This is a genomic window from Bacillus sp. FSL K6-1560 (assembly GCF_038592935.1).
GTDB classification, from domain to species: domain Bacteria; phylum Bacillota; class Bacilli; order Bacillales; family Bacillaceae; genus Bacillus; species Bacillus subtilis.
On sequence record NZ_CP151946.1, the window covers coordinates 753,689 to 770,911 of the forward strand.

At 45.2% G+C, this 17,223-nt stretch carries 19 protein-coding genes and 1 riboswitch; of the genes, 16 read left to right on the forward strand and 3 right to left on the reverse strand.

The genetic code is table 11. From position 1 onward, the window contains the following. Positions 1–20: 20 nt before the first annotated feature. Together oxdC and NYE22_RS03935 are read right to left on the reverse strand one after the other, a co-directional pair. Positions 21–1,178: an oxalate decarboxylase gene (oxdC, locus tag NYE22_RS03930; protein WP_021480584.1), complete on the reverse strand. Its 1,158-nt coding sequence runs from the start codon at positions 1,176–1,178 to the stop codon at positions 21–23. Positions 1,179–1,298: 120 nt separating this feature from the next. Then, the gene (locus NYE22_RS03935; RefSeq protein WP_017696403.1) at positions 1,299–1,451 is read right to left on the reverse strand and encodes a YvrJ family protein; all 153 of its coding nucleotides are present in this window, start codon (positions 1,449–1,451) and stop codon (positions 1,299–1,301) included. Positions 1,452–1,652: 201 nt separating this feature from the next. Between NYE22_RS03935 and sigO the strand changes: the two genes are divergently transcribed. The 5 genes from sigO to NYE22_RS03960 all read left to right on the forward strand — a co-directional run bounded on the left by sigO (position 1,653) and on the right by NYE22_RS03960 (position 5,981). Then, positions 1,653–2,183, forward strand: a complete 531-nt coding sequence (gene sigO / locus NYE22_RS03940; protein WP_003228469.1) for an RNA polymerase sigma factor SigO — start codon at positions 1,653–1,655, stop codon at positions 2,181–2,183. Positions 2,184–2,186: 3 nt separating this feature from the next. Next, positions 2,187–2,426 (forward strand): sigma-O factor regulator RsoA, encoded by a 240-nt coding sequence (gene rsoA, locus NYE22_RS03945; RefSeq protein ID WP_003228484.1) that lies wholly within the window; start codon positions 2,187–2,189, stop codon positions 2,424–2,426. A gap of 152 nt (positions 2,427–2,578) precedes the next feature. Next, positions 2,579–3,292 (forward strand): two-component system response regulator YvrH, encoded by a 714-nt coding sequence (yvrH, locus tag NYE22_RS03950; protein ID WP_003243545.1) that lies wholly within the window; start codon positions 2,579–2,581, stop codon positions 3,290–3,292. Continuing rightward, on the forward strand, positions 3,289–5,031 hold the full coding sequence (gene yvrG, locus NYE22_RS03955; RefSeq protein WP_046381321.1) for a two-component system sensor histidine kinase YvrG: 1,743 nt from the start codon (positions 3,289–3,291) through the stop codon (positions 5,029–5,031). The genes yvrH and yvrG overlap by 4 nt, the downstream gene beginning before the upstream one ends. Before the next feature lie 71 nt (positions 5,032–5,102). Beyond that, the gene (locus NYE22_RS03960) at positions 5,103–5,981 is read left to right on the forward strand and encodes an SMP-30/gluconolactonase/LRE family protein (protein WP_003228493.1); all 879 of its coding nucleotides are present in this window, start codon (positions 5,103–5,105) and stop codon (positions 5,979–5,981) included. A 36-nt stretch (positions 5,982–6,017) separates the two neighbouring features. On the opposite strand, the gene NYE22_RS03965 is transcribed toward NYE22_RS03960, so the two are convergent. Next, positions 6,018–6,809, reverse strand: coding sequence for an SDR family oxidoreductase (locus NYE22_RS03965; RefSeq protein ID WP_015384617.1), 792 nt, complete (start codon positions 6,807–6,809; stop codon positions 6,018–6,020). A gap of 153 nt (positions 6,810–6,962) precedes the next feature. Then, positions 6,963–7,102: riboswitch (cobalamin riboswitch) on the forward strand. Between the two features lie 104 nt (positions 7,103–7,206). Here NYE22_RS03965 and NYE22_RS03970 point away from each other — a divergent pair. The 11 genes from NYE22_RS03970 (at position 7,207) to liaR (ending at position 17,221) form a co-directional block, all read left to right on the forward strand. After that, on the forward strand, positions 7,207–8,151 hold the full coding sequence (locus NYE22_RS03970) for an ABC transporter substrate-binding protein (protein ID WP_161986380.1): 945 nt from the start codon (positions 7,207–7,209) through the stop codon (positions 8,149–8,151). Continuing rightward, the gene (locus NYE22_RS03975) at positions 8,114–9,175 is read left to right on the forward strand and encodes an iron ABC transporter permease (protein ID WP_161986381.1); all 1,062 of its coding nucleotides are present in this window, start codon (positions 8,114–8,116) and stop codon (positions 9,173–9,175) included. The genes NYE22_RS03970 and NYE22_RS03975 overlap by 38 nt, the downstream gene beginning before the upstream one ends. Then, complete coding sequence (locus NYE22_RS03980; protein ID WP_342412765.1) at positions 9,175–10,503, forward strand: ATP-binding cassette domain-containing protein; 1,329 nt, start codon at positions 9,175–9,177, stop codon at positions 10,501–10,503. The genes NYE22_RS03975 and NYE22_RS03980 overlap by 1 nt, the downstream gene beginning before the upstream one ends. A gap of 22 nt (positions 10,504–10,525) precedes the next feature. Next, positions 10,526–11,101, forward strand: coding sequence for a cob(I)yrinic acid a,c-diamide adenosyltransferase (locus tag NYE22_RS03985; RefSeq protein ID WP_019712957.1), 576 nt, complete (start codon positions 10,526–10,528; stop codon positions 11,099–11,101). 181 nt (positions 11,102–11,282) lie between these two features. Next, a complete protein-coding gene (locus NYE22_RS03990) occupies positions 11,283–12,551 on the forward strand; it encodes an MFS transporter (RefSeq protein WP_038427906.1) in 1,269 nt (422 codons plus the stop codon). Between the two features lie 161 nt (positions 12,552–12,712). Further along, the gene (liaI, locus tag NYE22_RS03995; RefSeq protein ID WP_003228504.1) at positions 12,713–13,093 is read left to right on the forward strand and encodes a cell envelope stress-induced membrane anchor protein LiaI; all 381 of its coding nucleotides are present in this window, start codon (positions 12,713–12,715) and stop codon (positions 13,091–13,093) included. A gap of 26 nt (positions 13,094–13,119) precedes the next feature. Further along, a complete protein-coding gene (locus NYE22_RS04000) occupies positions 13,120–13,797 on the forward strand; it encodes a PspA/IM30 family protein (RefSeq protein ID WP_015714684.1) in 678 nt (225 codons plus the stop codon). A gap of 100 nt (positions 13,798–13,897) precedes the next feature. Then, positions 13,898–14,770, forward strand: a complete 873-nt coding sequence (locus NYE22_RS04005; protein ID WP_342412308.1) for a DUF4097 domain-containing protein — start codon at positions 13,898–13,900, stop codon at positions 14,768–14,770. 33 nt (positions 14,771–14,803) lie between these two features. After that, positions 14,804–15,529, forward strand: a complete 726-nt coding sequence (gene liaF / locus NYE22_RS04010; protein ID WP_003228510.1) for a LiaRS two-component regulatory system accessory protein LiaF — start codon at positions 14,804–14,806, stop codon at positions 15,527–15,529. Next, a complete protein-coding gene (gene liaS / locus NYE22_RS04015; protein ID WP_342412309.1) occupies positions 15,526–16,608 on the forward strand; it encodes a two-component system sensor histidine kinase LiaS in 1,083 nt (360 codons plus the stop codon). The genes liaF and liaS overlap by 4 nt, the downstream gene beginning before the upstream one ends. Further along, positions 16,586–17,221 carry a two-component system response regulator LiaR gene (liaR, locus tag NYE22_RS04020; protein ID WP_021480575.1) on the forward strand — a complete coding sequence of 212 codons (636 nt, stop codon included), beginning with the start codon at positions 16,586–16,588 and terminating at the stop codon, positions 17,219–17,221. Before liaS ends, liaR begins: the two co-directional genes overlap by 23 nt. Positions 17,222–17,223 lie beyond the last annotated feature (2 nt).

The window sequence follows — 17,223 nt, forward strand, 5'->3', positions numbered from 1 at the left end:
CTCTGCAAGCCGCAAGTCTTTTATTTACTGCATTTCTTTTTCACTACTGGGTGCTTTTCTTTTGAAAGCACATCAGTAAAGTCTTTGCCCAAGTCAAGGTGCGCTTGAACAAATTTTTCAGGAAGCATGGCAAGCCATTGGTTTAAAGATACATCAGCATAATGGTCGTCTTTGAAGATTTCTAAAAAGACAAGCGGTTCATCCCCGATGTTTTCAACGTAATGACCCATTGCAAATGGTACATACCCGACATCACCGGCTTGGTAATTAAACGTTCTGGCATGACCGTCAGATGCAAAAACGGTCATTCTAGCTTTACCGGAGATGTAGTATTGCCATTCGTGGGTATTCGGATGCCAGTGCAGTTCTCTCATGGCGCCGGGTTCTACTGTTACGAGCGCTGATGCGATGGTTTTAGACACTTTGAAGTTTGTCGAATCTGCAATGTATACTTTTCCTCCCTCAGATTCGATCGGCTCTTGTTCAAGAAGGCGGTAAGTAAATGGATAAGGCACTTCGCCATTCGGCCCTTCCACAATATCATCTTTTAAACTGCCAGGAAGTTGGTTTTCAAATATATATTTTTCTTTGCCAGGTAAATTGGCAATCTCTTCTTTTGTCACGCCGAAGTTCGCAGCAATGACTTCTTTTGGAGTGTGGGCAAGCCAATCTGTCAGCTGGAACGTGCTGTTTTCAGAGAATGATCCATCGTCAAACACGAGCAGGAACTCAGCTCCCTCCTCCAGCGCTTGGATGGAGTGCGGCAGGCCTGACGGGAAGTACCAAAGGTCTCCTTCACCTACATCGTCAATAAAGCTGCGCCCTTTTTCATCTACAATTGTGACTCTTGCACTTCCGTAAATCATATAAGCCCATTCAGCTTCTTTATGCCAGTGAAGCTCGCGAATGGCGCCCGGCTTCAGCCGCATATTTACGGATGCAAGGTTTTCAGAAATCGGCAATTCACGTACTGTCACTTCACGGGCATATCCGCCCTTTTCTAATCGGTTATGAGTATCAGAGAACGAAAACTTCATATTGCTGACGGTGCCATGATCGGTTTCAGGCGGAATGAGCATATCAGGGTTTTGCCGATCTCTTTCAATATTGCGCGGGATTTTTACCGTTGCTCCTTTGTCTCCTCTAATTGGCTGCGGAATGTCATTTTGTTTTTTCATGAAATGTTTCCTCCTTACATTTAAATGTGATAGCAGAAAGAGAAGGTGAAAGGCCTTTCGTTTTCCCTTCTGTTTTGTTAAGTGAAAAAAACCAGTGAAAAGTCAACTTCGATTGAAAAATTATTTTTTTGCATGATCTTTCAGTTCTGTCATTAGTTCTATTAGTTGATCAAACTTCTTTTCGAATCGGGTCAGCAGATACATTGCAATCAGCGCGGGAAACCCAAAATTGCCGATCTGTTTTACGACTTCCTCTATAAAAACCTGATCCATAGGAAAATACCTCCCTTCTTTTTCTGCAGTCATGTATGTAAGTGAAGGAAATCCGATAAAACGTAAACTGCTGCAAAGTATTTTGGAAGACACTAGTCGGAAAGTAGTAGTTTACTTTTTTTTGCTTTCCTTCATTTAATTTAGTAGGGAGGCGGTTTGATGGACTATCAAAGTCTTTTACGGTCAAAATGTAAGGAGATAATGAAGCATCCCATCGTGAAGCATTTTTTGAGCAATCCTCAGCATTACCGTTTGTTCAAAAACGTAATGGAAAGCCCTAACGAAAAAGATGCAAAATCATTGGACGAGCTATTTAAGCAGTTTTATAAAGAAATCCGCATCGTCAAGTATATGAATTCAATGATTCGCATCTTTTCTATTGATTTTGATAAGCGGGTTCGCAAAAATCAAAAACGGTATCCGCTGACGGTTGATCATCCGGAGGCAGGAGATCGGCTTCCTTCCGAAACAGGAAGCGATGCATTTGAAGAATTTTTAGACAGGCAGGATGATTTGAGCCAGCATGTTCAGGATTATCAGCTCTACCAAGCGATTCAGAATCTGACTGACAAACAAAAAAGTGTGCTGACGAAAGTGTATCTTCACGGTGCCACGATGCAGGAGATTGCAGATTCATTAGGTGAGTCCCGACAAAACATCTCCAACATTCATAAAAAGGGGCTGGAGAATATCAGAAAGCAGCTAGCGGCGCAAAAAAAGGGGGAAAAGTAAGCTGTGGACGGCCAGTTTGAACAAAAAAAGAAACAAAAAGACGAGACTTATGACATTGAGCATCTGATTGCATGCTTTTCACCGATGATCAGAAAAAAACTCAGCAATACGTCCTATCAAGAAAGAGAAGATTTAGAGCAAGAGCTGAAGATCAAAATGTTTGAAAAGGCTGATATGCTTTTATGTCAGGATGTCCCGGGATTTTGGGAGTTTATTTTGTACATGGTGGATGAGAACTCATAATATTTTCATATGAAAAAACATCAAAAGGGAGCGCTTGTTTGCTCCTTTTTTGCTGTTTTGATTTGCCAAGCTCCAATGTATTCAAAAATGTACCATAAATAAACGATATAATGATAAGATGAAAAAAAACAGTGACAGAAAGGAACATAAAAGTGGAAAATGCGTCAATTTTAATCGTAGACGATGAGAAAGCGATTGTGGACATGATCAAACGCGTTCTCGAAAAAGAAGGTTATCGAAATATACTGGATGCGGCAAGCGCAGAAGAAGCGATTCCCGTTGTGAAGGCCAATAAGGTTGACTTGATTGTGCTGGATGTCATGATGGGCGGAATGTCCGGTTTTGAAGCCTGCACATTGATCAGAGAGTATTCAGACGCTCCGATTTTTTTCCTGACGGCAAGATCATCCGACGCGGACAAATTATCGGGCTTTGCGGTTGGAGCTGATGACTATATCACAAAACCATTTAATCCGCTGGAATTAGCGGCGCGGATCAGAGCGCATCTCAAGCGTACATATCAATCGAAAGAAACGAGTTCAAATCAAACCTACACATATGATTACTTTACTTTTTCTCCGCAAAATGCCGAGTTGATCGTAGGCGGGGAAGCCGTTGCCTGTTCAGCCCAGCTTCTGCAGCTTTTGCAGTATTTTTGTGAACACCCTAACGTGGTGCTTTCCAAAGATCAAATATATGAAAAAGTATGGGGCTATCCTTCCTACGGTGACAACAACACCGTCATGGTACATATTCGCAAGCTTAGGGAGAAGATTGAGCGCGATCCGAGCAATCCGGAGTATATTGTAACCGTTCGAGGTCTCGGCTATCGTTTTATCCCAAATCCTGAAGGCAAGCGGTCATGAGGTTAAGATGGAAGTTTTTGTTTCACTTTTTCGGCCAGATGCTGATTGTGATCCTGCTGCTTACGGTTATGCTTGTTGCGTCGTTTTTCTATTTAGACGCTCGTTTTAGCGATGCGGAATCCAATTCAGGGCTGACGAAGGCAACGACCGACACACTTGAGGCATATCTCGATGTAAACGAAGACGGGACATGGGAAGTGGATAATTTCCTGAAGAAATCTGTTGATAAACAGCACGGCTGGATGCAAATCATTGATTCGGAAGGAAACACTGATTATTCCTACAGCGTGCCAAAAGACGTGCCTGGCACCTATACCAAGAAAGAGCTTTTGTCTATTTATAAAACCAAAAAGCTTCATAACTATAAACTGAATTATTGGGCCATCAATATTGAAGATAAGTCGTACCTTCTATTGTCCGGCTGGAAATCAAAAAGTGAACAGCTCCTGACTTCCGTTGAAAAGCGCGAACAAAAGATAGACTCACTAGCGCACTATAAGTCCAGTACCATCGACTATATTAAACGGAAAAAAGGCGCCATTTACCTGTTAGACAGCAATGGAAAGATTCTCGACAGCATCAACAGCACAAAAAGCGAAAGAAAAACGATGAACCAGCTGGAGCTGCTTAAATACAGCTCTAAACCTTGGAACTATAAGCGGGAAATTTCCGTTAAGATCCTCAATAAAGACAGATGGATGGTCGCTACGGTGCCGAACCCTGTCTATGTAACCGATCAGGAGTTTAACAAATCGTTCCTGAAGGTTGTATTAAAAGCGATGTTTCTCGTGATGGCCGTTTTGTTCATGTATATCATTTGGATGACCGTTTGGTATATGTTCCGATTCGGGCTGCCGATTTTTCATACGATTAGATGGCTGGTCAATCTGTCAAAAGGGAAGCTTGAGGAACCTAGAAACCGGGACGGCCGTCCTGTCAGCAAAAATAAAAAAGGAAAAATCAAACAGCCGTACCGCTTCTTCGGTGAGATATTTGAATCAATGGATCAGCTGACTGAAACGCTGAGAAGGGATAAAAGAAACAGAGAAAAAATCCAGGCGACAAGGGAAGAATGGATTGCCGGTTTGTCACATGACTTAAAAACACCGCTCAGCAGCATTTACGGCTACAGCATGATGCTCGAGTCGAAGCAGTATGACTGGTCGCCGGAAGAAGTGAAAGAAATGGGGCAGGTTGTCAGAGAAAAATCTGAATACATGTCCAAGCTGATTGAAGACTTAAATTTAACGTATCGGCTGAAAAATGATGCTCTTCCTATTGAGAGAAATCTCACTAGCCTTATCCCGTTTTTTAAAAATGTCATTGAGGATTTTAAGAAAAATCCGTTTTCTGAAGGCTATGATATCTCGTTTGTATCCAAAGAAGAGCATATTGAATTTGCCCTTGATGAAGCGTGGTTCAGGCGCATATTAGAAAACCTCCTTGGGAATGCCGTGAAGCACAACGACAAAGGAACAGAGATTCAAGTCATTCTGGAGCAAACAAAAAATCATATATCTTTAAAGGTGAAGGACAATGGGAAAGGAATGGATGAAGAAACGATTACCCATTTGTTTAACCGTTACTACAGAGGGACGAACACAAAAGATTCAACTGCCGGAACGGGTCTCGGGCTCGCGATTGCCAAGGAGCTTGTCCATCTCCATAACGGAACGATCCATGTGAACAGCAGAATGAACATTGGAACGGTCATTACCATCCTTTTTAAAAAACAATAAACATCAAGTGGTTTGGACACCTCTTTGCCGGGAATAACAATATATAGACTGAAGCTAAAGAGGTGTAACACATGGATGCAGTATTGGAAGCAGACACTCGGGCAGTGATTGGAGAAGGCCCGTTATGGGATGAAGAAAACGGCCGCTTATATTGGGTTGATATCCTGGGGAGCGAGCTCCATATCTTTGACCCTGAAGAAAAAATCAACCGATCAATCAAATTCAAATCCTTTGTGACGGCGCTTGCGAAATATTCAAAGGATGAACTGATTATGACGATGAAGGACGGGTTTTACCTGTATCATCTTCGGGATGACAGCTTGGAAAAAATTAAACAGCCGAAGGACATGCATGAGAGCCTGAGATTTAATGATGCTAAATGTGACCCGTACGGAAGGCTTTGGGCGGGGACAACGAGCATGGAAGGCGAGCAAAAACAGGCGTCGCTGTACCGTTTGAATCTAGACGGCAGTCTTGTCAAAATCAAGGATCAAGTCTCCACCTCAAACGGTTTGGATTGGGACCGCGAGCGGAATTTGATGTATTACATCGACACGCCGACGCAGGAGATTGTGCGTTACAGCTATGATCCTCAAAGCGGAGATGTTTCGAATCCAGAACCTGTCTATCGTTTTGATCAGTCAGACGGATTGCCGGACGGCATGACAATTGACCAAAATGGCATGCTGTGGGTGGCGCTGTTTGGCGGCAGCCGCGTTGTTCACATTGACCCGTTTCAGAAAAAAGAAATCAATTCAATCAGCGTGCCGGCTAAATATGTCACGTGCTGCGCGTTCGGCGGCAGAGACTTAAAAACCCTTTACATTACAACGGCAACAGAACAAATGACAGAAAAAGAGAGATACGAGCAGCCTCACGCTGGAGGGTTGTTTTCAGCACAACTGGAAACAGGCGGATATCAGCCGGTACCATTTGCTGGAGACGTATAAAAAAACGCATCCGAAACACGGATGCGTTTTTTTATACTACAGAGAACGGATAATGCCGCCTTCCACACGCTGTGCCGTGCCGTTAATGGCGGATGCGGCGTCAGACGCGAGGAATACGATTGTGTTAGCGACTTCTTCTGCTGTCGCGTATCGCTGAATAAGTGAGGTTGGCTCATTGACCTTGAAATAGTCTTTGATAAATGTGTCTGTATCCTGGCCGGCTGCTTGTGCGGCACCTTCCATATAGGATGCCACGCCCTCTGTCCAAGTAGGTCCCGGGAGCACTGAGTTAACCGTCACATTTGTGCCTTTTGTCATTTCAGCCATTCCTCTTGAAAGGCTGATCAGCGCCGTTTTTGTCATTGAGTATGGAATCATCGTTGGCAGCGGTTTGACGCCTGCTTCACTTGCAATATTTAAAATGCGGCCGCTGTTTTTGGCAAGCATTTTTGGAAGGAAGTGACGGCTTGTCCGAACGGCGCTCATCACGTTCACTTCGAAATATTGATTCCACTCTTCATCTGTCACATCGGCGAAGTCTTTTACCTCGAAGAAACCAAGGTTGTTGACAAGGATATCGATATCACCGATTTCATTTACTTTTTCGATAAAAGCCGCTGCTTCATCTGTTTTTGACAAATCGGCAGCAGCACCGTGCACTGTTCCATAGCCAGAAAGCTCTTCAATGGTGCGATCGACAGTCTCCTGTTTGCGTCCGTTGACAATGACTGCCGCACCCTCTTGCAGAAAGCTTTTTGCGGCGGCTTTCCCGATACCGGACGTCGAGCCGGTGATTAAGACGAGTTTGTCTTTTAGCTGTAAATCCATAAGAATCATTCCTTTTGATTGATGATGGTATTAAGTATACAAGATCAAATTTAGTGTTTACGAGGATTTTGCTCCCATACACAATATGGGGAAAAGTCATTCAGGACACATATACAAGCCTGTCAGTCATATAGTATAATTACTCCGAAAAAAGGATACGAATGTCAAATAGGTGCCGGTCCGTTAACAACAGCCGGCTTAAAAGGGAAACCGGTAAAAGCCGGTGCGGTCCCGCCACTGTAATTGGCCAAGCGCCAAGAGCCAGGATACCTGCCTGTTTGATCAGCACGAATTCTGCGAGGACAGATGATGTGTAAACAATAGGCTTTTTTGTGTTGTTTACAGCATCTTTACCGTCGTAGAGATGCTTTTTTAGTTCGTTTAGGAGGAAAAAATTATGAAAAAACGAGCCGGGATATGGACTGCGCTCCTGTTGGCTGTTGTTATGCTGGCAGGCTGCGGCAATCCTGCGGATCAGAAGGATTCAAAGGCAAAACAAAAAACAGAAGCGTTTCCTGTCACCATTGATGATGCGTCAAATCAAGATGTAACCATCAAAAAAGAGCCAAAAAAGATTGTTTCATTAATGCCGAGCAACACAGAAATTACATACGCACTCGGCCTTGGTGACAAAGTGGTCGGTGTCACCACAAACGATACCTATCCAAAGGAAGTCAAAAAGGTTGAGAAAGTCGGAGATATGAATGTAAACGTTGAAAAAGTCATTTCTCTAAAACCAGATCTCGTTCTGGCCCATGAGTCTTCCATGTCAGCATCAGCGGATGCCATCAAACAGCTGAAGGACGCGGGCATTACAGTGCTGACTGTCAATGATGCACAATCATTCTCCGAGGTGTACAAATCAATCGAAATGATCGGAGAAGCTGCCGGGGCGGAGAAAAAAGCTGATCAGTTCGTGAAAAGCATGAAATCAGATCTAAAGGATATTCAAGAAAAAGCGAAAACCATTTCAAAAGACGAGGAGAAAAGCGTATTTATCGAGGTTTCTCCTGATCCTGACATTTATACAACCGGAAAAGATACGTTTATGAATGAAATGCTGAATGTCATCCATGCTAAAAACGCAGCTGCGGATCAGACAGGATGGGTGCAAATGACAGATGAGGCGATCGTAAAACTCAATCCTGATGCAATTGTTACAACGGACGGTGTGAAAGCGAAAGCTGTGGAAAAACGCGATGGCTGGAGCGAAATCAATGCTGTGAAACATCATCGTGTATATGATGTGGACCCTGATCTTGTGACACGTTCCGGTCCCCGTCTGATCGAAGGGGTCGAAGAACTTGCGGAAAGCATTTACCCGGATACGTTTAAGGAATAATCGTTATGCCGCATATATCATTGGTTTCTCATTTTTAGCCGTGAGCATCATCTTAGGAATTTCTTGCGGCAGCCTGCATATTCCTATTCCCGCTGTTTTTCGTGTCTTTTGGCATCAAGGCTTCGGCGGCTCCATTGGTTCTGATGATCCGATGTACACTAATATTATGATGAATATCAGACTGCCGAGAGTTGTGCTGGCCGCCCTTGTGGGGGCGGCTCTTTCTATTGCAGGGGCCGCTTTTCAAGGATTATTGAAAAATCCACTTGCTGATCCCTATACGCTAGGTGTGTCATCCGGTGCTTCAGTCGGAGCTGTTGTGACTCTGTTCTTAGGTCTGCACCTTCCTGTCATCGGAGGGTTTACACTCCCGGTTTTGAGTGTAGCCGCGGCACTTGCCACGATGGCGGCGGTCCTTTTCTTCAGCCGCCTCGTTCATGCTTCGATGTCTGTTTCCACCCTCATTTTGACCGGTGTCATCACCAACTCTTTTTTGGGCGCATTTATTTCTCTTATCATCGCCTTGACAGGAGACAACCTGCTTCCGATTGTGCATTGGCTGCTTGGCAGCGTCTCAATGAGGGGCTGGAGCTATGTTATTTTGTTTCTCCCGTTTTTTCTTTTGGGAACCATTTTATTGATTATAAACGGAAGGGAACTGAACGTGATGACATATGGAGAAGATAAAGCAAAGCTTCTTGGAGTCAGAGTTCAGCAGAGGAAGATGATGATTCTAATAGCCGGATCTCTTTTGACGGGAAGCGCTGTGGCAGTATCGGGTACGATTGGCTTTGTCGGCCTTGTGATTCCGCATATCACAAGGCTTTTGTGGGGAACGGACCATCGGCATTTACTGCCGCTGTCCGCCTTGCTCGGGGCAGGATTTCTCGTTTTAGCCGACCTGCTTTCCAGAACCATCATTGAGCCGATTGAACTGCCGATCGGGATCATTACGTCCTTGGCGGGAGCGCCTGTGTTCGCTCTTATTTTAATTCGGCAGCACCGCGGGAGGAGAAGCTTATGATGAAGGCAGAAGGGCTGTCGGGAGGATACGGCGACAGCCGCCTAATCAACAATGTCAGCTTAACAGTGGAGAAGGGAGAATTTCTCGGAATTCTTGGTCCTAATGGAAGCGGAAAAACCACGCTTTTGCACTTGTTGACAGGTACGCTGCCGGCCAAGGAAGGCAGGGTTTATCTGGCCGGAAAACTGCTGGCGGACTATAAACCGAAGGAACTGGCGCAAATCATGGCCGTCCTGCCGCAAAAAACGGATCAAGCCTTCACCTTTACCGTCGAAGAAACTGTAGCCTTTGGCAGATATCCATTCCAAACGGGAATGTTCAGACAGCAGACTGAAAAGGATAAAGCCATTGTACAGGAAGCAATGGAGCAAACAGGAGTGGCCAATTTTGCACAAAGGCCGATTCGCGAACTAAGCGGAGGGGAACAGCAGCGGGTGTATTTGGCACAAGCTTTGGCGCAGCAGCCGCGTATTTTATTTTTGGACGAGCCGACTAATTTTCTCGATCTGGCTTATCAAAAAGACCTGCTTGATCTGATCAAATGCCTGACGAGAGAAAGCGGATTGGCAGCTGTCAGCGTTTTTCATGATCTGAACACCGCAAGCCTGTACTGTGATGAGCTCATGTTTATGAAAAACGGTGCCGCTGGTCCTAAGCAAAAACCGGAATATGCTGTCACAGAACAAAGCATAAAGGCGGTGTATGATACAGATGTCACCGCCTTGGTACATCAAAGCTCACCTAAACCGATGATTGTGATTCAGCCTGAAAAAGATAGCGCGAAGCGGCAGTCTATCCCATTTGAAGCATTGCTCCAAGCGGGGCGTGATAACATTCTTCTGCAAACGGAAATCCCGCTTCGAACATTGTCCTCGACGCCTATCGGTGCAGGGTTTTCGTGGAGCAGGACGCTGATCCATAAACGGCTGCCAGATCAGCCAGATCCGATAGAAGGACTTACGGCCTGTCTTTCAGAAAGCGGTTTTCAACTGCAGGAGACGTGTGCGATGGCTTCTTCAGAAAGACTTGACCGTTTCGTGTATCGAACGTATGAAGACAGAGAGTTATCCGTTTTCATATGCGTTCAGACCGGCTTTTCGATTTGGATTTTGATAAACGGCTATGCGGCAGATCAATTCTTCATCAAAGCTCTTATGGCTGCCGAAGCAGAACGGACGAAAGTGCTGGGAGACGGAGGAGGCACAGGTGATATTCTCATCGCCGCGACTCAAACTCAGCAATCCGAAAACATAGAACAGCGGCTGAATCAATTGATAAAGAAAGGGACAGCTGAATGTATAAAAGAGGCTGCTGAGTTGTTTGAATAAGTCTGTAAAGGAGATTCAGGGTATGAAACTATACACAAAAACAGGCGATAAGGGACAAACGGGCTTAGTCGGGGGCAGAACGGACAAGGACAGCCTACGCGTCGAAAGCTACGGCACGATTGACGAGCTTAACAGCTTTATCGGGCTTACTTTGGCAGAGCTTTCCGGGCAGCCCGGCTTTGAAGATCTGACAGCCGAGCTGCTGACCATCCAGCATGAGCTGTTTGACTGCGGAGGCGATCTGGCAATCGTCACAGAAAGAAAAGACTACAAACTAACGGAAGAATCTGTTTCCTTTTTAGAAACGCGCATTGATGCCTATACAGCAGAAGCGCCGGAACTGAAGAAATTTATTCTTCCAGGCGGATCAAAGTGTGCTTCGCTTCTCCATATCGCACGCACCATTACAAGGCGGGCAGAACGAAGAGTGGTGGCGCTGATGAAATCGGAGGAGATTCATGAAACAGTGCTGCGTTATCTCAATCGTCTGTCCGATTATTTCTTTGCCGCCGCACGGGTTGTGAATGCAAGAAACGGTATTGGCGATGTAGAATATGAAAGAAGTGCCATTGTGTTTCGGGACCGAGACAGCAGTTAATCATAAAAAGTGAAAACGAAAGCCGGCGTGTTCAAATACATGCCGGCTTTTTGTTTTTCACTCTGTCAATTTCCCATTTTACGACAAAAAATGAACCTTATGAATTATTGACTGAAAAATGGAAAAATGAGATATTGTAATAAATAGATGTAAAAAATAGGCAACGGGGGGGCTCTGATGGATGGTGAAATTGATTGAAAGTGATAGCATCTGGAAGAGAAATTTCAATTATCTGTTTTTCTCAAGAATAGTCAAGATATCCGGCGATATGTTCGCATTTAATTCAATATTATGGTTTTTAATTTATGACGGCAAAGGTGCGATCGGCACTGCTTTATTGATTGCTGTCACGTTTTTGCCGGAAGCCGTTCTGGCGCCTGTGACGGGGCCTTTTATGAAACAGACCACGCTGAAATTTTGGATGTACTTTTCAGATCTGACAAGGGCGGCGATTGTTTTGATTATCCCTCTATGTCATTTTGCGGGCTTCTCTCCGCTGTGGTTTGTCATGACGCTTATGATTGTGCATTCAGCTACTGGAGCTGCCTACAATCCCGCCTCTATCGCTTTGATTCCTCAAATCGTCAATGAACAGGGCATTCAAAAAGCAAACGCTGTGCTGCAATCCTCCGCTCAAATTGTCCGGCTTGGGGCTGTCACATTATGCGGCGCTTTTCTTACATTTATCAGTCCTTCTTATACCATGCTTATCGCACTCGTGCTCTATTTGGTGTCAGGTTTTCTCGTTCTTTTTATTAAGTACACTGCGGTTGAATCTCAATCAGAGTCTGCGGTTGTTACACAGAGAGGCACATATATCGGAAGACTGAAACGCGGCTTTAGGCTCGTCAGAAAACACCAGATTTTATATCCGCTCGCCATTTACTGTATCTTTATGAATTTCGCGGCTGCCCCATGGGAAGCGCTCTCTGCCGTATACGTAGCGGAAGATTTAAACGGCCAGCCGATCGTATACTCGCTTTTAAAGGCCACCACCGCCGCGGGCGCGTTTTTATTAGGGTTTGTGCTGGCGAAAGTCAAGGTAAACAGGTACGGCTTGTTATTCGTCACTGCCGGCATTATTGAAGGATTTGCTTTCTTTATTACCGGGATGAACACCTTTTTGCCGCTCGTCTTTTTCGCTGCTTTTACCTTTGGTGCCGCAGTCAGTGCTGTTAATGTTCCTGAGTACACGATTATCCAGACGTCTGTGGATAGTGAGGATCAGCCGCAGGTTTACGCCGTTATACATATGATCTCCAATATTTCGATCCCTGCCGGAGCTGTCATTTGCGGGTATGCCGCTAATGCTTTCGGCTCAGGAACAGTGATTGCTGCCGGCGGGATTGTCGAAATTATTGCGGGTATCGGAATTTTGCTGTTTACAAAACTGGCCAAAGCAGAAAGGTCCGACCTGATTAAAGAAAGGGAAGCAAGTGTTCATCTGTAAAGGGTTTTAAAACGCCATGCCTCGTGCATGGCGTTTTTTTGTGCCAATGGGTCCGGTGCGAGATACGACTCCGGTCTTATATAAAAATCAATCTCTGATTCGTTTTGCATATCTTCCAACTTGTATAAGATGAAGACAAGGAAAACGAAAGGAGGATCTGCATGAAGATCAACAAGAAAACAATAGGCGGATTCTTATTAATTGTATTTGGGATCTCTGTCTTTTTTGGAGGAGGAAGCTTCGGCTTTATCATCCCGCTCGCCATCGGGAGCTTGATGACATACGCAGGAATCAAAAGGTTTGCCGCGGGAAAAACCATTACGGGAATCATCGTGGGCGGTATCGGGGCCATTATGCTCATCTGCTCACTTCCGTTTGTCGTCGGAATCGCATTGGCGGCCGCTATGGTTTATTACGGCTGGAAGCTGATGAAAAACGGATCAGCTGATAGCGGTGTATCATCTTTTGATCCTGAACCGGCTTCTGCTGCCTACCAATCTCACTTTGATGACGAATGGGAAGAATTTTTGAAGAAAAAATAATATCAATATATTAGGAGGAATTAGGTATGGTATTAAAAAGAATCAGAGACATGTTTGTTGCGTCAGTTCATGAAGGACTTGATAAAATGGAGAATCCAAAAGTGATGCTGAATCAATATGTACGCGATATGGAAAGCGACATCGCAAAAGCAAAGCAAACAATTGTGAAACAGCACACGATTGCCTATCAATTTAAGAAAAAATATGAAGAAGCCGCTGAAGTGGCTGGCAAACGGAAAAATCAGGCACAACTCGCATTTGACGCAGGTGAAGAAGAACTGGCGAAAAAGGCGCTGACTGAAATGAAGTATTTAGAAGGGAAGGCGGCTGAGCATAAAGCTTCCTATGAACAGGCAAACAGTCAGCTGGCTGATCTGAAAGAGCAGCTGGCTGCACTTGAAACAAAGCTTCAGGACGTAAAGGATAAAAAACAGGCGCTGATTGCGCGGGCAAATGCGGCGAAAGCTAAAGAGCATATGAATACGACATTTGACAAAATTGACAGTGAAAGCGCGTATCGTGAATTTTTGCGTATTGAAAATCGTATTGAAGAAATGGAAATCCGCGCGAATTATTCAAAGTCAGCGGAAGCCGGCGCAGAACTTACACGTAAAGAATTCGCAGACGATGTGGAAGCGGAGATTGAAAAAATGCGGACACTTTCACTGCAAAAATCAGACCAGACACAAGCGGCAAATGAATAAGCGGAACGGGGAAGGATTTGCGGTCAAGTCCTTCCCTTCCGCACGTATCAATTCGCAAGCTTTTCCTTTATAATAGAATGAATGAGAAGGATGAAACCGAATGAAAAAAATGCTTGGCAAACTGTTGATCACTGCCGGTATTCTGGTTTTTTTCGCCGTCGTCGTAAAAGATGTGTTTGCTGCAGGCCTGGGTTTCATAAATGGCACAGAAGCCGATTCAGCCAGCGCATCGCCGCGGGACATTGACAGCATGGTCATTGAGTCGGATAGCAAGGATGTCCGGATTATAGCGGAAGAACGAAGTGACATATCGGCAGGCATTTCAGGAGACTCAGGAAAGTTATTTGTTACTGAAAACAAAAGAAAACTGGAGCTGACCGTAAAGGAAAAAGAATTTCAATTTTTGAATGGGTTTAACCGTTCAACTCTTATCGTCAGGCTTCCGTATGATTATAAAGGTGATCTGGCAGTACGAACCTCAAGCGGTGACGTGTCTGTGGCCGGGAATGACCATCTTGCGCTTTCCGGGCTGAACGCAGTATCTGCGAGCGGAAATACGAGCGTGACGGACGTCCGCATTCAAGACCTGAAAGTGAAGGCATCATCGGGGGATGTTTCCATTTCAAATACCGTCTCCAAAACAGCCGGCATTGATTTAGCTTCAGGGGACGCAAATCTGGTTCATGTATCAGGCTCTCTTGATGTGAAAATGACTTCAGGAGATTTTAATGCTGTATTGAAAAAGGTAACCGGTCCCGTATCTGTCACGCTGACAAGCGGTGATGCTAATGTAAGCCTTCCCAAAAACGGCAGCTTTGCAGTCAATGCTTTATCAGCAAGCGGTGACGTCAGTTCGCCGTATTCATTTGCTGACAAAGCACATAAAGAACAGCATCACATCACAGGCACGCAAGGAAGCGGCCGGCATCCAATCGACATCAAAACGGACAGCGGGGATCTAGCGATACGGTAGCACCAGGCAGAAGAAAGGAGGCGGACACCAGGAATGACAAAAAAACAGCTTCTCGGATTGATCATTGCTTTATTCGGCATCAGTATGTTTTTGCAAATTATCGGAATAGGCGATCTGCTGTTTTGGCCGCTCTTTTTTCTGATTGCCGGCTATTTCCTTAAAAAATATTCCCGTGATTGGCTTGGCTCCGTCATGTATATCTTTGCCGCGTTTCTATTTTTGAAAAACCTCTTCAGCATCACCTTTAATTTATTCGGCTATGCGTTTGCCGCATTTCTGATTTACGCCGGCTACAGGCTTGTCAAAGGGAAGCCGATATTCGAACCGAATGAGAAACAGGTCAACCTCAATAAAAAAGAACATCATGATCCGCCAAAAGATGTAAAACATCCCGACATGCGCAGCTTTTTTATCGGTGAGCTGCAAATGATGAAGCAGCCGTTTGACCTGAATGATTTAAATGTCTCTGGTTTTATCGGTGATATCAAAATCGATTTATCTAAAGCGATGATTCCTGAGGGAGAAAGTACAATCGTCATTAGCGGAGTCATTGGAAACGTTGATATTTATGTACCATCGGACCTTGAAGTGGCTGTCAGCTCAGCTGTTTTTATAGGTGACATCAATCTGATCGGCTCGAAGAAAAGCGGATTAAGCACGAAGGTATATGCCGCGTCAACCGATTTCAGCGAGTCAAAGCGCCGTGTCAAAGTGTCCGTTTCCTTATTTATCGGTGATGTGGATGTGAAGTACGTATGAGAAAAAAAATGCTTGCCAGCCTCCAATGGCGCGCCATCCGCATGACATCGGGAATCAGCCTGCTCCTTTTTGTTTGCCTGATTTCCTTTATGATGTTTTACTATCAGCTCGATCCGCTTGTTTTGCTGTCATCAAGCTGGTTCGGAATTCCGTTTATCCTGATTTTGCTTCTGATCAGCGTGACCGTCGGTTTCGCCTCAGGGTATATGTACGGCAACCGGTTAAAGACAAGGATTGATACATTAATTGAATCCATTTTAACCTTTGAAAACGGCAATTTCGCTTATCGGATACCGCCGCTCGGTGATGATGAAATCGGCCTGGCCGCCGATCAGCTGAACGAAATGGCGAAGCGCGTGGAGCTTCAAGTCGCATCCCTGCAGAAACTTTCCAATGAACGTGCGGAATGGCAGGCTCAAATGAAGAAGTCGGTTATCTCAGAAGAACGCCAGCGATTGGCCAGAGATCTTCATGACGCGGTCAGCCAGCAGCTCTTTGCCATATCGATGATGACATCAGCCGTGCTGGAACATGTCAAGGGTGCTGATGACAAAACAGTCAAGCGGATCAAGATGGTCGAGCATATGGCAGGCGAAGCCCAAAATGAGATGAGGGCGCTGCTGCTCCATTTACGGCCTGTTACCCTTGAAGGAAAAGGGCTGAAGGAGGGCCTTACGGAGCTTTTGGACGAGTTCCGAAAAAAGCAGCCGATTGATATTGAGTGGGATATACAGGACACAGCGATATCCAAGGGTGTTGAAGACCACTTGTTCAGAATCGTGCAGGAGGCCCTTTCAAACGTATTTAGACATTCAAAAGCGTCAAAAGTAACCGTGATTCTGGGCATAAAGAACAGCCAGCTCCGTCTGAAGGTGATTGATAATGGAAAAGGCTTTAAAATGGACCAGGTGAAAGCCTCCTCATACGGCTTGAATTCTATGAAAGAACGTGCAAGTGAAATCGGCGGGGTCGCCGAAGTGATTTCAGTAGAAGGAAAAGGCACCCAAATTGAAGTGAAGGTCCCGATTTTCCCGGAAGAAAAAGGAGAGAACGAACGTGATTCGAGTATTATTGATTGATGATCATGAAATGGTCAGAATGGGGCTCGCGGCTTTTTTGGAGGCGCAGCCCGATATTGAAGTCATCGGCGAAGCATCGGACGGCAGCGAAGGTGTTCGGCTTGCTGCGGAACTGTCGCCGGATGTCATTTTAATGGACCTTGTCATGGAGGGCATGGATGGCATTGAAGCTACAAAGCAAATTTGCCGGGAGCTTTCCGACCCGAAAATTATTGTGCTCACTAGCTTCATTGATGATGACAAAGTGTACCCGGTTATTGAAGCTGGCGCGCTCAGCTATCTGTTGAAAACCTCAAAAGCGGCAGAAATCGCCGATGCCATCCGCGCCGCAAGCAAGGGAGAGCCGAAGCTGGAGTCAAAAGTGGCGGGAAAAGTATTATCCAGGCTGCGCCACTCAGGTGAAAACGCGCTCCCGCATGAATCGCTAACGAAACGGGAGCTCGAAATACTCTGCCTAATCGCAGAAGGAAAAACAAACAAAGAAATAGGCGAGGAACTGTTTATTACAATTAAAACAGTCAAAACGCATATTACGAATATTTTATCAAAGCTGGATGTCAGTGACCGGACGCAGGCGGCGGTGTATGCGCATCGAAATCATCTCGTCAAATAGGC

Excerpts from the sequence above, each read along its gene's own strand:
- NYE22_RS03985 (WP_019712957.1), top strand. The coding sequence starts at position 10,526 with ATGAAACTATACACAAAAACAGGCGATAAGGGACAAACGGGCTTAGTC.
- NYE22_RS04005 (WP_342412308.1), top strand. The coding sequence starts at position 13,898 with ATGAAAAAAATGCTTGGCAAACTGTTGATCACTGCCGGTATTCTGGTT.
- sigO (WP_003228469.1), top strand. The coding sequence starts at position 1,653 with ATGAAGCATCCCATCGTGAAGCATTTTTTGAGCAATCCTCAGCATTAC.
- NYE22_RS03990 (WP_038427906.1), top strand. The coding sequence starts at position 11,283 with ATGGTGAAATTGATTGAAAGTGATAGCATCTGGAAGAGAAATTTCAAT.
- NYE22_RS03960 (WP_003228493.1), top strand. The coding sequence starts at position 5,103 with ATGGATGCAGTATTGGAAGCAGACACTCGGGCAGTGATTGGAGAAGGC.
- NYE22_RS03970 (WP_161986380.1), top strand. The coding sequence starts at position 7,207 with ATGAAAAAACGAGCCGGGATATGGACTGCGCTCCTGTTGGCTGTTGTT.
- NYE22_RS03935 (WP_017696403.1), bottom strand. The coding sequence starts at position 1,451 with ATGGATCAGGTTTTTATAGAGGAAGTCGTAAAACAGATCGGCAATTTT.
- oxdC (WP_021480584.1), bottom strand. The coding sequence starts at position 1,178 with ATGAAAAAACAAAATGACATTCCGCAGCCAATTAGAGGAGACAAAGGA.
- NYE22_RS04000 (WP_015714684.1), top strand. The coding sequence starts at position 13,120 with ATGGTATTAAAAAGAATCAGAGACATGTTTGTTGCGTCAGTTCATGAA.
- NYE22_RS03965 (WP_015384617.1), bottom strand. The coding sequence starts at position 6,809 with ATGGATTTACAGCTAAAAGACAAACTCGTCTTAATCACCGGCTCGACG.
- NYE22_RS03980 (WP_342412765.1), top strand. The coding sequence starts at position 9,175 with ATGAAGGCAGAAGGGCTGTCGGGAGGATACGGCGACAGCCGCCTAATC.
- liaI (WP_003228504.1), top strand. The coding sequence starts at position 12,713 with ATGAAGATCAACAAGAAAACAATAGGCGGATTCTTATTAATTGTATTT.
- liaF (WP_003228510.1), top strand. The coding sequence starts at position 14,804 with ATGACAAAAAAACAGCTTCTCGGATTGATCATTGCTTTATTCGGCATC.
- yvrG (WP_046381321.1), top strand. The coding sequence starts at position 3,289 with ATGAGGTTAAGATGGAAGTTTTTGTTTCACTTTTTCGGCCAGATGCTG.
- liaS (WP_342412309.1), top strand. The coding sequence starts at position 15,526 with ATGAGAAAAAAAATGCTTGCCAGCCTCCAATGGCGCGCCATCCGCATG.